The organism is Lactiplantibacillus garii, from assembly GCF_003885105.1.
In the GTDB taxonomy this organism is placed as follows: Bacteria; Bacillota; Bacilli; order Lactobacillales; family Lactobacillaceae; genus Lactiplantibacillus; species Lactiplantibacillus garii.
Genome location: NZ_QWZQ01000054.1, coordinates 1 through 16,359 on the forward strand (window position 1 = coordinate 1; position 16,359 = coordinate 16,359).

Here is a 16,359-nt window from a genome sequence, read left to right on the forward strand (position 1 = left end):
AATCCCCCTTTCCATTCGGGATATATTGAAACGCCACTTTCCTAGTTAATAAGTCAGCTTTAAACATACTATGAGCATGATAACAACCCGTAGCGACCTCGAACAAATTTAGTTCCAGAATAAAATTTTTAAATGCATCTCTTGCTGGGCTGCGTGATAACGGATTAGATTAATTTCGGATTATAAAACAGTTATAAAACGATTGACATAAAGGCTTCGTTTTATTATCATATTATAATATATGAAATTGTCACTTAGGTCTATTTCAAATAACATGGTGAATATATATGGTAAAACGATATGATAGTAAAAAATTGAACAACTGATTTACAATATTTACAAAGGTTACGGCTTTACCGAAGAAGAAAGTCAAGGCGTGGCCCACATGCTAATCTACACCGACTTGATCGGTATTGAGTCCCACGGGGTCCAGCGAATGATCATGTACGACGACTTCATTCGTAACGGTAAGATCCGCGTACATAGTCAGCCAGAAGTGGTCAAAGAAACCGATGTCAGTGCGGTCGTCGACGCGCACTTTGGTTTAGGGCAGTTAAACGGTATTTATAGCATGCGTTTAGCCATCAAAAAAGCGCAACAACACGGCATTGGTATCGTCACGACGCGTAACTCCGGTCATTATGGCATTGCGGGTTACTACGCCAACATGGCTGCCGAAAAAGGCTTGATTGGTCTTTCATCGTGTAATTCACGTTCGGCGATGTTACCCACCCACGCCACCAAAGCGTTAGTCGGTACCAACCCAATTGCCTTTGCCATGCCCGCCAAACCGAACACGTTTATCTTCGACGCGGCAACGACCACCGTGCCGCAAGGTAAAATCGAAGTTTACCGTAAGTTAGGCAAAGACTTGCCCGCATTATGGGTTGCTAAGGACGGAGAAAACCCCGTTAACAGCCATAACGATACGCAAGACTTAGACGCGTTGCGTAATTTAGACTCCAACGTTGGTTTAGCCCCGTTGGGTGGCGTCACCGAAGACACCGGTAGCCACAAGGGGTTCGGCCTCGGTGTCATCGTTGAAGTTTTCACGGCGATCCTTTCACTGGGAAACACCTCCAACGAAATTACTCCGGACGACCTTTCCGTAGGTCCTTGCCAGAGCTTCATCGCTATCGACCCTGCCATCTTCGGTGATAAGGATGCCATCGTCGATAAGTTTTCCGCGTACTTACAAGCCATTCGCAACCTGCCATCCGTGCCCGGTAAAAAAGTCATCGTTGCCGGTGACAAGGAAGCCGCCGCGTACCAAGACCGGTCGGCTAACGGCATCGAAATCGATGATAAGACACTCGCGGAAGTGACGGGGATCGCCCAGCAACTGGGAATCGACTACTCGCAGTACGTTGTTTAACCAAACCTGCTTTTTCATCCCACTTAAAAACCAGCCAGCCCCAACGTCCTGAAAAAGCAGAGACGTTGGGGTTGGCTGGTTTATTTTTTTGTTGGCCTGTCAATGAGAGGGAGGGATAGTGATTTATTTCAAATCGTTTCACTTAATTCTTAACCTGGCAGAAAAGCCAAGTAACAAAAAGAGTTATGTCACAGCCTCTTACATATTTAACTATTTACTTACGACGTGATCTTCATCCAACATGTACTGGAACTCTACTTCGCCAGTCAACAAGTTAGCTTTAAACAACCCCTGATTACCGTTGTTTTCATCACCCATAACGACGAAGTACGCAGCCCCTTCATCAGCCACGTGTTGGAAACTCAAATAGTTTCCCTTGAAGCCTTGCTTCCGGAACAAGCCAATAATCCGAATCATTTCACGTTGTGTTACTTCCGTTACTTTTTCACTCATATTAATTTGTAGCTCCAATTCTCTTCTTTAATCTTATTCTGCCGTCTTAGTCGTTGGTTTGTTCCCAGCGACCACGTAACTATCAGTCAGCGGGGTGGCCCACCAACCGTTAAAACCTAAGCCCATTGACTGGGCAATTTGTAACCCTGAATCCTGAAACACTTTACCGTACTCGTTAATATTCCGACCGGTATCAATAATCATGATGTGACCACCGGGTTTCAGTACCCGAATAGCTTCCTTGACCGCGTTGATCCGGGCCTGTTCATTCTTAATATTGTGGATGGCAAAGCTGGACGTCACGACGTCAAAACTTTCATCTGGAAAGTCTAACTTGGTCATGTCCCCCGTCACCAAATTAACGTGATCCGTTAAACCCAAATCATCCACGTTCTTTTGCGTCACGGTCAGCTTATTATGGGTTTGGTCCCGTGACAACCACAAGTCTAAGCCCGTCACTTTGCCGGTTGGTCCCAATTGTTGTGCAATCCGCGTCAACAACGCCCCGCGACCACAGCCCAAATCCAAGACCTGACTGTCCGGCTTTAGATTTAAGTGGTGCATGGCCTCGTCAAACAACCGGTACTTCCCCTGTGCGGTCGTGTGCAAGAAAATCAGCGCACTCAGCACTAAGATAATTCCTAGCGTCACTTCAATGCCAATGGGATAGTTCAACCGATTCACGTAGGCATGCCATAGTAGTCCTACCCCGAACACGGTGTAGATCAGCAGCGCGAACGGCGCATCGACCCCGTACCTTTTGATATTCATCCAGCTTTGTCCCCTTTTAACAACATCCCCGCTTTTCAGTCCCCGCGGTTAGCCGGGGGGATTGGGGGCTAAGGGGGTATAATTTAAACTTACCCGCTTAGCTCCTACTTCTTAATCACTGTTTCATCAAGTAGTGTCCAGTTAGCGTCCACTACCCTTAATTCATTAATTTAACTTATTATCAATCGTTCAGCGAAGTACCTCAAAGCCTTCAAGTGATCCTCCACCAACGATGATTATAACCTTATTTATTTAAATATTCGAATTGATCTACTTAAGCCGAGCCAATTCATCATCAATTAACTGCGTGGCGATCCCAAACGCCTTCAAACGCCGCTTAGCTAGGGGCAGCTGGGACTGGTAACGCTCTGGCTGTTCCTTAGCTTCCAAGGTCTTAATGACTTCCTGAATCTTATGCACGGTGGAATCAATCTGGCGCTTGGCTTCAACTAATTCAGCTTCATCATACATCGTAAAGTTCCCCTTTGAAAGCAATCATGAAACCCAAGGCTTAGTTTTCATGATTGCAAGTAGCGTCCATTTGTCACCAAATGCCAATCTCATCACACGTTATCGCCACTTAGCGCCCAAAAAAGCACTCCCCTGCAAGCAGCGGAGTGCTCTAAAAATCAGTAAATAACTATTAATTATTTGCCTAACTTTTCTTTGCCTAAAACGTTCAACTTTTCGTCGAAGTCGTAGACAACTGGTTCACCAGTAGCCATTTCAAGGTTCATGATATCATCGTCAGAGATCTGTTCGATGTATTTTGAAAGGGCCCGGAGTGAGTTACCGTGAGCGGCGATGATGACATTTTTGCCATCAAGTAACTTAGGAGCGATTTGGTCTTCCCAGAAAGGCATAACCCGTTCCAAAGTAACTTTCAAGTTTTCGCCACCAGGGACGATGTTAGGGTCTAAGTCAGCGTAACGACGATCGTTAACAGCTGAACCTTCATCATCGGCACTCAATAATGGAGGCAATACGTCGTATGAACGACGCCAGATATGAACTTGGTCATCACCGTATTTTTCAGCGGTTTCCTTCTTGTTCAAACCTTGTAATGCACCGTAATGACGTTCGTTTAAACGCCAAGTCTTAGTTTCTGGAATCCAAAGTTGGTCAGATTCTTCAAGCACATAGTGCAAAGTCTTGATGGCACGAGTCAAAACTGAAGTAAAGGCGTAGTCGAATTGTAAGCCGGCTTCTTTAACTTTCTTACCAGCCGCCTTAGCTTCTTCAACACCCTTTTCGCTTAAATCAACGTCAACCCAACCAGTAAATTGGTTAGATAAGTTCCATTCACTTTGACCGTGACGAATCAATACTAATTTTGCCATAGCAGTTAATGACCTCTTTCTTATAGTTATTTACTCCCCTTATTTTACACTGAAAGCACGAAAAATCAAAACAATATCAGTCTTTATTTTCAGAGTCGGGGTGGAAAGTGATCGTTTTTTTCAGGTTAATTTTCGGGTGCAGGCCGTGAACCGGTTTCACCCCGATAATGTCGAGAATGAAGTTAAAAATCGGTACCCCGACAATCAAGCCCCACACGCCAAATAACCGCTCACTCACGAGTAACACGACAAACGTGTAAAATACCGGCAGCTCGGTGCGACTCGCCATAAACTTGGGATTTAAAACGTAGGCCTCAAGCGTGTGCACCACAATAATCATGATGATCATGTACACCACGTACCGAAAACCACCGACCGAGTAAGCAATCAAGCTGAGTGGTACGACCGAAATAATCACGCCGGCGACCGGGATCAAACTTAGAAGGAAAATCATTAGTCCCAAACTAATTAACTGGGGCATGTTTAAAACGGCCATAAAAGCAACCGTGATCACCGTATTCACGATGGCAATCAAAAACTGCGCTTCCAAAACGATGCCAAAACTGTTAACAAATTTTTTAGCAAAGTAGTACACGTCCTGAAAGAACCACCCGAACGTACTAGTCAAAAAGCGTTTTGAAAAGGCCCGCATCTGCCGGTCTTCCACGGTGAAGAAAAAACTGAGGATAAATGACAAGAAGAACGTGATGCCCATGTTCCCAATATTCGTGATGTACTGGAACACCACCGTAATGCCGCCCTTTAGCTGCTTTAAGATATCAGAATCCTGCAAGTACGACGTGACCCAGGTCAGTACCTGGTTCGTGTCGTGTGACGGGTTCTGATAAAACCGGTAGACCGATTCAAAGGTTGAAAACGTCTGCTTGATCAATTGCGGTAAGTACAGTGAAACGGCGTAGTACATCCCCAAGACGACTAGCGCGTAAATGGCAATAACGATCACGGTCGGTGGGATTTTAATCCACTTGCGGACGACCCGAACCAGTCGCGTGACCAAAAACGTAAAAATAAACGTTAACAAAATAATACTCATCATACTGGCTGCTAAGTATAACACCACGATAATCAGCGCCAGAACGCCTGCCCGTCGTAACCGCACGTTGTGGACAAACTGTGACCAAAATTCCAAATGCTCCACCCCTCTACTATCCATACCCCCATTTTAACGGAAATTTTAATGAATAAAAATTAAAAGTCGATCACAATTACGCAAAAAACGTGTAAAGTCATTGGCAAGCCAATAAACTTCACACGTTCGTTTTATGCAACAATTAATGGTTTATGCAAAATGCATTTTCAAACTCTCTAACCCCAGTGCCTGGTGGATAATGACCGAAGCCCCACCTAACAAGGCCGCCGACTGTACGTTCTTAGTCGCGATGATCGGTACTTGCCGACTTGGTGATGACATCTTAGCCGTCGTATTCCGAATATCCGTCAACAACTGTGGCAAGATTTCAAGGACCGTCGTGTTTAAAACGACCACGTCCGGCGCAAAGGCCGTGCTAACGTTAGAAACCACTTTAGATAGGTAGTAGACAAAGTCGTTAAAGACCTTGGTGACTTCCGGATCATGGTTAATGTAATCGTGTTTAACGGCGGTCAGGTCTAAGCGGTCAACGTGTTTGATAGCCTTTAACCGGGCCCACAGCGCTTTTTCCGACGCGTAATCGTTAACGGATTCCATGTGGTTATCCAGGTGCCGGTCTTCCAGTAAAGCCGTCCCAACTTCACCGGCTTCACCTTCGTGCCCGGAGTATAACCGTGAATCCGCCACGATCCCCGCGTGGATTTCATCACGGACGACCACGGAAACCACGTTGTTGAAAATTTCATTGTCGTGGAAGTCCCGTTCGAATACGGCCGTTAAGTTGGCTTTCTTTTCCAGCATGACTGGGATCCGTAATTTATCACGTAAATACTTCGCCAAATCAAAGTTAGCCAAACACTTGATGGGCGTCTTTAAAATCTTGTTTTCATAGATGATCCCGTCAAGGGCAATGGAGACCCCCATCAAGCCGTGGACCGTCCCGTAATCATCAACGTTGCGGAGTTGATCCTCAATTAAATCAATCACGTCGGTTAAGGTCATATCACTCGTCTTGAAGCTTTGGAAGTGTAAAATTTTACCGTTCAAGCGTGAATACATGAGTTTGACCGCGTCGGCGGACAAATCAATGCTAGCTACAAAACCGTAGTTAACGTTCAATTCTGCCATGACTGGTTTCCGGCCACCGTTCTTCGTGCTGACGCCGCAACCGATTTCCTTGATAAAATCGGTCCGCAACAACTGATTGTAAATATCCGAAACGGTAACCTTGTTCAAATTCAAATTACGTGAAATTTGACTCCGACTAATTGGTCCTTCATTAATAACCTGTTGCAACACTTGCTTCTCGTTAGTACTACGCATCACATGTTTATTAATAATCATTCTGAATCTAGGTGCACCCACTCGTCCACCGGATCATTATCGCCAGATTGCCTCATCCGACCTGCCATCGATCCGGTCGTACGATTGTCACCTTAACCCCCTAATCTGTTAATATTCTATAGCATCAAGCAAAAATAGTACACAAAATAGTCAATTTCATACCCATTTTGACATTGAGGTACTAAAAAAATACCCCGTTCTGGTATAAAACGACCGCCCCCATGACTCTAAATACAACGTAGAACGAAAAGCATCCGTCCTTACTCATACATTCTATAACAGTTTTTATAAAAAAATCACCGATTCACACCTAAAAGTAGGTGTTTCACCGATGATCGTTAGGTATGCTTCCATACCGATATTAATTTGAGCATATTATTGGAGTGATTTAGCGGCCTGCGCGATCGACATGTGTTGGGCCGACGCCTGTTGCAAAATTGCTTCAATTTGGGAATCCGTGTAACTATTACTGTTGAAGCCCGCTTGGTCAAGTTCTGAACGGGTCGCCTGAATCTGATCAGCACTATAACTTCCCGTTTTGGCGGCCTGCGCAATTGAAATGTGTTCCTGCGCGGACCGTTGCAAGATACCTTCAATTTGAGAATCGCTATAGTTACTATCCTTCATGCCAGCTTCATTAAGTTCCGCCCGGGTTGCTTTGATCTGGGCGTCACTGTAATTGCCACTGACCGTCGTTTTTGCCGCGGAGTTAGCTTGGGATTGGTCCCCACTAACCGTAGTCGTCTGCTGTTTACTGGAGCTGCTATTACTGCTCGTAGCACTCTGCGCGCTATTTGTAATCGGCGTGGAACCGGTAACGGCCTTGATGGAAGCCGTATTCTGCTTACGTAACGACTTCGCCTGTTGATACAAGTCTTGATAGTAGCTCTTTTGTAATTCGGAATCTTTCAACATAACGTTCGCGACACTGTTAGAATCGGTAAATTCGTTAGCTTTATTTAATTCTAATGCGTTTTGATACTGAGTCTTATAAGTTTTACGTTTAGCCAGCACCTTTTTAATGGTTGCTAACTGGTCCTTCGAACGACTGACCAGTACGCTTGACGCGTTGGTCGTGTTCTTAACCGTTTTAAAGGCGCTTTTAGCAGCACTGAATTCGCGCGATTTTAACGATTCCGTCCCACCAACGTAAGTTTGCGTTTGCGTTAAATACCGTTGGGCCGTCGTATCATTCGCCTTGGTCCGGCTCGCATGTGTAAAGTTGGTCTCCGCCTGCGTGTAGTCCTTAGCTTGCAACGCCTCTTTACCAGCCTTCATCTCAGTCGTATACGACTGTTCTTGTAACCGGTAACGGGTGTATGAATAACCACCAACACCAACTGCGATGATTACGGCAATAACCACCCACATCCATTTTTTCATAACGACACCCCCAATGAATTGTCTCTTTCGATTACTTTATTATACCATGTTTACTGATTTGACCGTAAATGCATTGTGCTTACAAAACTGTTTTCATAGGCGTATAATGATGATTGTATTTTACGAAGAAAGGATCCTTATTGTAATGCTAGAAAAGACTTTTTACCACACCTTGCTAAGCCACTCCTTCAACATCCCCGTCACAGTGAACTACTGGGATGGCAGTAGTGAAACTTATGGCGAAGGCACGCCAGAAGTTACGGTGACTTTCAAAGAAGCGATTCCGATGCGCGAAATCACCAAAAACGCGTCGATTGCCTTAGGGGAAGCCTACATGGACGGTCGAATCGAAATTGAAGGTAGTATTCAAAAGCTGATTGAATCCGCTTATGAATCCGCTGAAAGTTTCTTTAACAATTCCAAGTTCAAACGCTTCATGCCTAAGCAGTCCCACTCGGAAAAGAAGAGTCAACAAGACATCCAAAGTCACTACGACGTTGGTAACGACTTTTACGAAATGTGGCTGGATCCGACTTTAACCTATTCCTGCGCGTACTTCCAAAACGAAGACGACAGTTTGGAAACGGCTCAGATCAACAAAGTTCACCACATCATTCAAAAATTAAACCCGCAACCTGGCAAGACCCTGCTCGATATCGGTTGTGGCTGGGGAACGTTAATGCTGACCGCTGCTAAGGAATACGGGTTAAAAGTGGTGGGGATCACCCTTTCACAGGAACAGTACAACTTAGTTTCTAAACGAATTCAAGACGAAGGTCTCAGCGACGTCGCCGAAGTCCGTTTGGAAGATTACCGTGAATTAGGCGACGAAACCTACGATTACATTACCAGTGTTGGGATGTTTGAACACGTTGGTAAGGATAACTTAGCGATGTACTTCGAACGCGTCAAGCACTACTTAAAAGACGACGGGGTCGCTTTGTTACACGGTATCACCCGGCAACAGGGCGGTGCCACCAACGGCTGGTTAGACAAGTACATCTTCCCGGGTGGTTACGTTCCTGGGATGACCGAAAACCTCCAACACATCGTGGACTGCGGTTTACAAGTTGACGACGTCGAAACCTTACGTCGTCACTACCAACGGACTACTGAAATCTGGGACGAAAACTTTAACGCTAAGCGCGGCGAAATCGTTGCTAAGATGGGCGAACGTTTCACCCGGATGTGGGACCTCTACCTCCAAGCCTGCGCCGCTTCCTTCCAATCAGGCAATATCGACGTTATGCAGTACTTGGTTTCTAAAGGGCCATCTTCACGGAATCTACCAATGACCCGTGAATACATGTACGACGACAATACAATTACTGAAGAAGCGTAAAACAAAAAGGTGAGCTGATAACCTCGTTATCGGCTCACCTTTTTTATCTAGTTCACTTTGCCAGCTCAGCTACCGGCTTTAGCCGCCAAACCTTTTAACTGTTTTCCGTACCATTACAACTGATTATAACCATAAGCTTCAATCTGAGTTAGCGCAACGAAGCGGGCACTATTCGGAGCCTTATGTAAATCCTTTAAAATCAGTTTATCCGTTAACTGCGGTTCGAACGTCAACGTTTGAAAATCAGCACAATCGTCCGTTTCAAACGTCCGTTCATCACCATTGGAAAAGGCTAACGTAACGTGATCCCAATAACCATCGTGGACCCGTTCTAAATGATCGTGGCGGAATAATAACCGTACCGTAGTTAGTTTAACCACCCGACCAAAGTCAATTGTTAACGTTGCGTTGGCGTGTTCGTGAATTCCCCATGAACCGTACGGGTACGAACCGTGAGAAATATTAGCCAATTTGCCATCCACGGCATTTTGTGGCCAAAAAACTGGGTCGGGTTCGTCCGTAACGTTGGTAAAAACGTGCGGATAGGCCGTGCTGGTTGCGCGCTGATCATGCGGGTTTAGAGCCAAATTTTGATAAGCACCAATTTCAGCCGGCATCGCAGTCCGTACCATCAAATAGTGCCGGTGTGACTCAAACGCCGTATCAACCGTACATTTTTCGGCTGGAATGGTATACGTCCACTTAGTATCCGCTAGGTAAACTAACGTTGGCGCTAAAGTTTCATCTAACTGAACCCACACATAACTAGCCGGCTGTTCAGTCGTAACCCGAATTTTTTCACCGACCTGCCAGGCCATTTTCTTAATTCCCAGTACAGCCAGATCATTTCCACTCACCCGGTACGGCTTAGATACTTTATCATAAGAAAACACCCCGGTTTTAACGTGGTCTTCCTGGTCCAACAACTCAATCGTAATTTTCACTGTCCGCCCACTCCTTTTAAATCCCGTTATTTTTATATACCGCTACCCAACTTCGTGACGTAATCACCAAATTCGTTGATAGTCACGGTTTTGTGCTTGTTTAGTCATGACACAGAGATTACCGTAAAATGGTTGCCCATCCGCGTAGTACATCTTATTACCGATAAACGTGTTCAGCAGTTGCCGCACGTAGGTCCGTTTCGTCTGATCACCAAACTTGACCGTCACGCCCAATGCGTGGCCGGCATCCACCGTCGGAGTACCATCACCCGATTGAGTCAGCGGCGTACGCGTTAACTTAGCGTTTGGATCCGAAGTAATTACCGTGGCAATCACCGTCTGATCGTCAAAGGTCGCTGCCGTCGTGACACACCGGCTCGTTTCTCGTTGATTATAGACTGGTGAATATAATTCGTTAGTCACCGTTTGAACTGCATCCGTGAAGTAAACCTGACCATTCGTTTGTGCTCCCGTTTTTAATCGTAATAATTGATCTGAAACGGGCTGTTCCGTTAAACCAGTGGCCAAGTGCCAATAACGTTGCACGTGGTGGCGTCCTTTAGTCAGTAAACCGTCCAAGATCACCATGGTTCGGTACGTCTTATCCCACAGGCCCCACCGGTTAACGGTGAGTGGTACTGGTCGGTTGGCATCGTTGTAAGTCATGCTAACAACAGCGTACTGGTCATCCTCAAAATGTTGATTTCCTAACGGCGTTGCCACTGTTTGATACTTCCAGGAATCTTTCGGCACACTGAACGGTCGCCCGTCTAACACAATGACGTTATGCGCGGCGGTCGACTTCAGCCACCGCCGTTCGGGTGAATCCACGTACGTGTAACGCCCCGAGTCCACTAAAATATCGTGTCCTGAGAGTGCAAGGTCAACGTGACCGAGTGCCGCGTGGCCGTGACCACTACCGAGATTACCATTATAAACGTGCCAGTAATCCGCAGCGGTCCGCCACGATGAGCGGTAAAAAACGTTACCACTCGCGGCAGAAACGTACGTGCTGGAGCTGATTGGCGCCGGCTTAAACGTCATAGTTGGCAACTGGTGCCACAATTCCAAAATAACTGGGTCGAGTTTAAAGCGAAAAATAGTCGCCGTTGGCCATGCTTTATCACACAGCGCAGCTGATAACGCGTAAAGTTCATCAATTCGCATTTGATCACTGTCTCCCTGCATGATGGTTTGCCCGTTCGGTCGAATCATGTAGGGGGCGTATGCGTGCAGTGCCCGAACTTTACGTAACAAAATTGTCGGAACCGAAACGTGCCGTGCGTGGTAAGCCGCCAATACGGCCAAGCTCGAACGCCAAACTTCAATAAAGTACAGCGGTGATTGTTCCCAGTTACTGCCATCATCAGCAACTTGTAATTCTAATTCCGTAACGTACGTCCGTCGTGCCCAGTCAAAAGTGGTTGTTTTAATGACGCCGGGAAAGTACACGTTCCAAACAAGGATTCCGGTCGTAATTAACACACCCCAATTACTCGTCTGGTACTTTTCTAAGTAGTGACTTTTTAAGTAATCAGCCTGCTGTTCTACCGCGTGCTTTAACCGGGTAATCGTGGCATCGTTAAGCAGTTTTGCCCGCTTTAACGCTGCTACAACCCCCGTCCAGTTAAGCAGCCGAATCCCGGTATCAATCGTTCGCCAGGTCGTATCGTCAGCTAAATTATGGTCGATCCACGCCAGCATCAACTCCCGACACTTCAATAGGTAATCCGTATTCGCCGTCAGATAATACGCGTCTAATAGATCGTATAAATACTCCTGACGTTTTAGCATGTATAACCACTCTGGATCACCATTTGGTGACGTTTGCCACGTAATTGGGTTCATTTGATACACCCGCGGCGTGGGCTCCATGTCGTACTGCCGGTTAAATTGAAATTCATTAACCATTAAACGTTTGGCATTGACTAAAATTTGCGTGGCGTTAATCTGCTGCCGTGCTGCTGTCAATTGAATGGTTTGCCCCCACGTTTCCATCTTTACACTTCCTACTCTTTGGTCATAATGGCCATCTTTTTGACCCGAATCACAACGTTGGCAGCAATCTTGATTTTAACGTCGTCCTCAGTAACTTGGGTAAGCTCACCCGTGATACCGTCCTGCATAACCACGTGATCACCAACTTTCAAACTGGCAATAAATTGGTCAAAGTTATCCTTCTGTCGTTGCAGCTGCTTACGCTTGGCAATTGGCATTGCCACGACGTAGATGGCTAATAGGATAACAACCAAAACGATTGTAATAATTTGAATAACCATATTAGATGCCATCCTCCTTTACTTGGTCGTGGCTAACCGTAGTGACCGGTTTTAGCGCCGGCGTAACTTGAATTGATTCCGCCGCCTGCTGGATACTGTGGGACAGTATATCTTTAACGGTCGCATCAGTTAGTTGCCCGGTCATATCCTGCATGTAAATATCTAGGATCAGGTTTAACGGCGCACTCGAAATAATGTACTGGTACGGTCGGTTGGCTTTAAGTAAAATTTCGGCAACTTCTTGGTGAGGTGCCCCACCAGTCATGTCAGCTAAGATAATTACCCGTTCATTATGTACCAGGTAATCAGATAGTTCGGTTTGAAAAGCGGCGTGGGTCGTATGCTCATCCAAGTTAAAAACGTCGAACGCCGTGTCGTCACCAGTAAAGAGTTTTAATGCGGATTTAACGCCATCGGGATAGTTACCGTGGCCAATAATTGCTAGTTTATAGTTCATCTTTTCTTCCCCCGTTTTGTCGATAATAAGAAACACGAATGCAGAGTGGCCGCATTCGTGTTCACGCTAAAATGATCAATTATGGTTTTAATACACCAAGAACTGAAAGTAGAATGCCCGCGACAAATAATAGAATAACGATCCGATACATTGTCCAGTGTTTCTTAGTAATCAGCCAGTATACGAAGTAAACCAGTAAAACCGGCAACATAAACGGCATGATCTTGTCTAAGATTGATTGAACGGTGACTAACTGGGTCTTACCCTTAATAACTTGACTATATTGCCATGCTAAGTTGACCTTCACAAAGGAAACGGCTAACCCCGCAATAACGGTTAAGCCAACCGTGGAGGCTACTTCCGTAATGGCAGACATCCGGTCGGACAACGTATCGATCATGCTTGTCCCAACTTTGAAACCTAAATAACCCATCAGGCACCGTACACCAAACGTAATCCCAAATAAACACAGGAAGAAGAAGATTGGTGCGGCAACCATCCCTTGTAACGCTAAGGAGGCAAAGATTGATGAGAACACGGGCGCTAACCCAAATTGTGACAAGGAGTCCCCAATCCCGGCTAACGGCCCCATTAATGCTAACTTAACGGCTCGGGTATCTTCAATGCTGGCCCCGTTATCATACATGGCCAACACAATACTTGAAACGAACGGATATGGTTGTGGGTTCGTGTTAAAGAACTCCAAGTTAGTTACGGCAACTTTTTTGAAATCATCATCATTTTTGAAAATTTTTCGGATTGCTGGCCAAATACTATACAGCATCCCAGTTCCTTGCAAGTTACTTACGTTCCCCGCATTTTGTAGGTAATACGAACGCAGAGTGGTATTAATATAATCGCGTCTTGTTAAAACCGGTTTTTCCGGTAATTTTACTGTGGATGTATCTACATCAAATGCCATCTTCCGCACCTCCGTCTTGTTCTGAAGCATCGTCGTTATTCTTAGCGTGCTTTTGCTTCTGGTAATAGTTATTCAAAGCTAAGGCAATTCCCAAGAAAGTTAAACCGATAACGGGCATCTTTAAGTAAGCCACGCCGATATAACCTAAAACAATGGCTGGAATGTATTCCTTCTTCAACATCGTACTCATAATCAGTGCGAACCCAACGGCTGGTAATAATTCACCGGCTACTGAGAATCCTTGGATCAACCATTGTGGGATAGCATTAACGAAATCCCGTAATGCGTTGGTGCTGACCGTAGCAGTGAAGGCTAAAACAAAGGCAAAAATTGCGTAGCAGTATAATTGAATATTGGCAATAAATTTAAAGCGTTGGTAGTGACCGCCTTCAATGGCCGTTTTAGCCCAGCCCATGTTTGAAGCGTTTAACGTACTTACAATGTTCATAAACACTGGCACAATAATGGCAAATGGATAGGATAAAGCTAAGGCGGCGGCTGGTGATAATTTAGCAACCGAAATTGCTAAAATCGTTCCAACAACCCCAGGGCCAAGTGGGTTCGGTGGTGTAGAACCCCCAGGTCCGACCCCAAATCCCATAAAGGCTAATTCGGCCGTAGCCCCAAAGATAACCGCCGTTTTAAGATCACCTAAAATAAGGCCAATCCCAAAGGAAATAAATAACGCACGGTTGGTGTAGATTCCCCATAATTGACCTGAATAACAAAACGCTGCCCATAAACCTACGAGTATCGCTTGCATAATAGTAAAGTGCATGAGTCTGATCCCCCTCCGAAATAATTAATTAACGTAACTTAGTTAATGCGTTTTTAGATAACCGTCCATGTCAAAGTTCTGACCACGTTCGGTCCCCATTGGTGTGACCATAGTGTCAAAAGTAACGCCGTAATCCGACCGTAAGGACTTTAACGATGCGAGGTCTTCACTATCAACGGAAATAAATCCAGTCAACCGGGTCTTACCCTCGGCGTAATGAATATTGCCAACGTTAACGTGTTCAATCTTGATCCCACCCTGAGCAATTCTTAAGACGTCATTAGGCGACTTAACAATCAGGAAAATGGTTTGACGGGGTGCCGCTTTCGGTAACTTGGCAATCGTTTCATCAATGGTGAAAAAACGAACCCCTACCGAATCTGGTACTAACGATTTCATTAACTCCTGTTGAATGTGGCTCTCGGCAACTTCGTCGTTTGCAACAATAACGAGGTTAGCCTGGGTATTCGCAATCCACATGGCCCCCTGACCATGAATCAACCGTTGATCAATTCTGATCTTCTTAATATTTGGTACTCCCATGACTTACTCCTCCTACCAATAAAGTTTCCAATCGCGATACGTTCGCATTAACGCTTCGAAGTAAAAGTAGTCACCCCACAAGTTGCCTTCATCGACGCCCTTACCGGAATGCCATGAATAAACACCGTGTTTTAATAATGGCTGATTGCTATTAATTTCCGGTAGCGTATAGGAATCAATTAGGCTGTTCAACATCTTATGCGCAGCTCCTTGATAAATTTCGTAATAGCGATTGGTTTTCGGCAACAACCGTAGCATCTCTTCAATTCCACAAATTGCAATTGCCGCGGACGATGAGTCCCGTACTTGATCATCACCATCCGTAAAAATCATGTCCCAAAATGGGACCGCGTCCCGCGGCAACCGATTTAAGAAATAATTGGTTACACTTTCAAAAACTGGTACCGTCGCGGAATCCTTAGTCACGTAATAATGTAGCGCCGTACCGTAGATTCCCCACGCCTGCCCACGCGCCCAGCAAGAATCGTCTGAGTATCCTTGGTGTGTAGCGCCGTATAGCGGTTGACCCGTTTGCGGATCAAAGAAGTACGTGTGGTACGTGGAACCGTCTTGTCGAAAGACCGTACTTACTGCGGTTTTATAATGTAGCCCGGCCACCCGTTGATACTTAGGGTCACCAGTTTGATCACTTGCCCAGTAAAGTAACGGTATGTTAAGTAACGCGTCAATGATCAGTCGGTAATTATCATCCGCACCCTTTTTACCCCAGGCCTGAATAAAATTACCCTTCGGTTGAAAACGGGTCATTAACTTATCCGCCGCTTTTAAAGCAGCCCGCCGTGCGCTGGGATCATCAGTAAGATGATAAGCGTTCACGCACGATGGTAAGTACATAAATCCAAGGTCATGGTTGTCCACGTCCACGTTGTTATCAATTCGTTCCTCAAAACTCTGAACGTTTTGTAGAGCGAGCTCTTTGAACTTAGCCTGGCCAGTATATTCATACGCGAGCCACAACATCCCGGTCCAAAATCCTGGCGTCCATTCACGATTTTCACCCACTTGGTAATGATTATTAACCGTTGCTGGACTTGGAAACTGGGTTTCGAACACGGGCATATTGGCTTCCACCTGTGCAACGACGGCGTCCAATGCCGTCGTTAACTTTGATTTAGAAACGGTACCGCTTTCATTTAAACGGGTAATATTTTCAACGTTTTCAATCTTAAATTCCTTGGTAGCCATCGTTTACTCCCTTCTAGCCAATCCATAAAGTGCTTTCAAAAATGAATCAGCCGTAAATTTTTGCTCATTCGTTCGAACAATCACAGCATATAACAATAATTTTAATAAAGC

General features: G+C 45.4%; 16 protein-coding genes and 1 pseudogene. 2 read left to right on the forward strand and 15 right to left on the reverse strand.

Features of this window, described 5'->3' with window-relative positions:
- The first annotated feature begins 287 nt into the window (after window positions 1–287).
- Window positions 288–1,375, forward strand: a pseudogene (locus D1831_RS12455) (Ldh family oxidoreductase).
- 210 nt (window positions 1,376–1,585) lie between these two features.
- Here D1831_RS12455 and D1831_RS12460 read toward each other — a convergent pair.
- The 7 genes from D1831_RS12460 to D1831_RS12490 all read right to left on the reverse strand — a co-directional run bounded on the left by D1831_RS12460 (window position 1,586) and on the right by D1831_RS12490 (window position 7,777).
- Complete coding sequence (locus D1831_RS12460; RefSeq protein ID WP_179950332.1) at window positions 1,586–1,828, reverse strand: hypothetical protein; 243 nt, start codon at window positions 1,826–1,828, stop codon at window positions 1,586–1,588.
- Between the two features lie 33 nt (window positions 1,829–1,861).
- The gene (locus D1831_RS12465; RefSeq protein WP_125073224.1) at window positions 1,862–2,599 is read right to left on the reverse strand and encodes a class I SAM-dependent methyltransferase; all 738 of its coding nucleotides are present in this window, start codon (window positions 2,597–2,599) and stop codon (window positions 1,862–1,864) included.
- A 270-nt stretch (window positions 2,600–2,869) separates the two neighbouring features.
- Window positions 2,870–3,070, reverse strand: a complete 201-nt coding sequence (locus tag D1831_RS12470) for a hypothetical protein (protein ID WP_125073225.1) — start codon at window positions 3,068–3,070, stop codon at window positions 2,870–2,872.
- Between the two features lie 176 nt (window positions 3,071–3,246).
- The gene (locus D1831_RS12475) at window positions 3,247–3,939 is read right to left on the reverse strand and encodes a 2,3-diphosphoglycerate-dependent phosphoglycerate mutase (protein WP_125073226.1); all 693 of its coding nucleotides are present in this window, start codon (window positions 3,937–3,939) and stop codon (window positions 3,247–3,249) included.
- Between the two features lie 76 nt (window positions 3,940–4,015).
- The gene (locus tag D1831_RS12480) at window positions 4,016–5,089 is read right to left on the reverse strand and encodes an AI-2E family transporter (RefSeq protein ID WP_179950333.1); all 1,074 of its coding nucleotides are present in this window, start codon (window positions 5,087–5,089) and stop codon (window positions 4,016–4,018) included.
- A 150-nt stretch (window positions 5,090–5,239) separates the two neighbouring features.
- Window positions 5,240–6,394 carry an ROK family protein gene (locus D1831_RS12485; RefSeq protein WP_125073227.1) on the reverse strand — a complete coding sequence of 385 codons (1,155 nt, stop codon included), beginning with the start codon at window positions 6,392–6,394 and terminating at the stop codon, window positions 5,240–5,242.
- A 375-nt stretch (window positions 6,395–6,769) separates the two neighbouring features.
- Window positions 6,770–7,777, reverse strand: coding sequence for a cell surface protein (locus D1831_RS12490; protein WP_125073228.1), 1,008 nt, complete (start codon window positions 7,775–7,777; stop codon window positions 6,770–6,772).
- A 145-nt stretch (window positions 7,778–7,922) separates the two neighbouring features.
- On the opposite strand from D1831_RS12490, the gene D1831_RS12495 reads away from it, so the two are divergent.
- Window positions 7,923–9,119, forward strand: coding sequence for an SAM-dependent methyltransferase (locus tag D1831_RS12495; protein ID WP_125073229.1), 1,197 nt, complete (start codon window positions 7,923–7,925; stop codon window positions 9,117–9,119).
- 113 nt (window positions 9,120–9,232) lie between these two features.
- Here D1831_RS12495 and D1831_RS12500 read toward each other — a convergent pair whose 3' ends face one another.
- The 8 genes from D1831_RS12500 to D1831_RS12535 all read right to left on the reverse strand — a co-directional run bounded on the left by D1831_RS12500 (window position 9,233) and on the right by D1831_RS12535 (window position 16,248).
- On the reverse strand, window positions 9,233–10,063 hold the full coding sequence (locus D1831_RS12500; protein WP_225422887.1) for a discoidin domain-containing protein: 831 nt from the start codon (window positions 10,061–10,063) through the stop codon (window positions 9,233–9,235).
- 63 nt (window positions 10,064–10,126) lie between these two features.
- Window positions 10,127–12,061, reverse strand: a complete 1,935-nt coding sequence (locus D1831_RS12505; RefSeq protein WP_125073230.1) for an alginate lyase family protein — start codon at window positions 12,059–12,061, stop codon at window positions 10,127–10,129.
- A gap of 11 nt (window positions 12,062–12,072) precedes the next feature.
- Window positions 12,073–12,342, reverse strand: coding sequence for a preprotein translocase subunit YajC (yajC, locus tag D1831_RS12510; protein ID WP_158610672.1), 270 nt, complete (start codon window positions 12,340–12,342; stop codon window positions 12,073–12,075).
- 1 nt (window position 12,343) lies between these two features.
- Complete coding sequence (locus tag D1831_RS12515; RefSeq protein ID WP_125073232.1) at window positions 12,344–12,799, reverse strand: PTS sugar transporter subunit IIA domain-containing protein; 456 nt, start codon at window positions 12,797–12,799, stop codon at window positions 12,344–12,346.
- A 79-nt stretch (window positions 12,800–12,878) separates the two neighbouring features.
- The gene (locus tag D1831_RS12520) at window positions 12,879–13,721 is read right to left on the reverse strand and encodes a PTS system mannose/fructose/sorbose family transporter subunit IID (RefSeq protein ID WP_125073233.1); all 843 of its coding nucleotides are present in this window, start codon (window positions 13,719–13,721) and stop codon (window positions 12,879–12,881) included.
- Window positions 13,711–14,499: a PTS mannose/fructose/sorbose/N-acetylgalactosamine transporter subunit IIC gene (locus D1831_RS12525; protein WP_125073234.1), complete on the reverse strand. Its 789-nt coding sequence runs from the start codon at window positions 14,497–14,499 to the stop codon at window positions 13,711–13,713. The genes D1831_RS12520 and D1831_RS12525 overlap by 11 nt, the downstream gene beginning before the upstream one ends.
- Before the next feature lie 42 nt (window positions 14,500–14,541).
- Entirely contained in the window at window positions 14,542–15,042 is a 501-nt protein-coding gene (locus tag D1831_RS12530) for a PTS sugar transporter subunit IIB (protein WP_125073235.1), read from the reverse strand.
- A gap of 12 nt (window positions 15,043–15,054) precedes the next feature.
- Window positions 15,055–16,248, reverse strand: coding sequence for a glycoside hydrolase family 88 protein (locus D1831_RS12535; protein WP_125073236.1), 1,194 nt, complete (start codon window positions 16,246–16,248; stop codon window positions 15,055–15,057).
- Between the last annotated feature and the right edge of the window lie 111 nt (window positions 16,249–16,359).

Coding starts and splice junctions, on each gene's coding strand:
- D1831_RS12460 (WP_179950332.1), bottom strand. CDS start 1,828: ATGAGTGAAAAAGTAACGGAAGTAACACAACGTGAAATGATTCGGATT.
- D1831_RS12465 (WP_125073224.1), bottom strand. CDS start 2,599: ATGAATATCAAAAGGTACGGGGTCGATGCGCCGTTCGCGCTGCTGATC.
- D1831_RS12470 (WP_125073225.1), bottom strand. CDS start 3,070: ATGTATGATGAAGCTGAATTAGTTGAAGCCAAGCGCCAGATTGATTCC.
- D1831_RS12475 (WP_125073226.1), bottom strand. CDS start 3,939: ATGGCAAAATTAGTATTGATTCGTCACGGTCAAAGTGAATGGAACTTA.
- D1831_RS12485 (WP_125073227.1), bottom strand. CDS start 6,394: ATGATTATTAATAAACATGTGATGCGTAGTACTAACGAGAAGCAAGTG.
- D1831_RS12490 (WP_125073228.1), bottom strand. CDS start 7,777: ATGAAAAAATGGATGTGGGTGGTTATTGCCGTAATCATCGCAGTTGGT.
- D1831_RS12495 (WP_125073229.1), top strand. CDS start 7,923: ATGCTAGAAAAGACTTTTTACCACACCTTGCTAAGCCACTCCTTCAAC.
- D1831_RS12505 (WP_125073230.1), bottom strand. CDS start 12,061: ATGGAAACGTGGGGGCAAACCATTCAATTGACAGCAGCACGGCAGCAG.
- yajC (WP_158610672.1), bottom strand. CDS start 12,342: ATGGTTATTCAAATTATTACAATCGTTTTGGTTGTTATCCTATTAGCC.
- D1831_RS12515 (WP_125073232.1), bottom strand. CDS start 12,799: ATGAACTATAAACTAGCAATTATTGGCCACGGTAACTATCCCGATGGC.
- D1831_RS12520 (WP_125073233.1), bottom strand. CDS start 13,721: ATGGCATTTGATGTAGATACATCCACAGTAAAATTACCGGAAAAACCG.
- D1831_RS12525 (WP_125073234.1), bottom strand. CDS start 14,499: ATGCACTTTACTATTATGCAAGCGATACTCGTAGGTTTATGGGCAGCG.
- D1831_RS12530 (WP_125073235.1), bottom strand. CDS start 15,042: ATGGGAGTACCAAATATTAAGAAGATCAGAATTGATCAACGGTTGATT.
- D1831_RS12535 (WP_125073236.1), bottom strand. CDS start 16,248: ATGGCTACCAAGGAATTTAAGATTGAAAACGTTGAAAATATTACCCGT.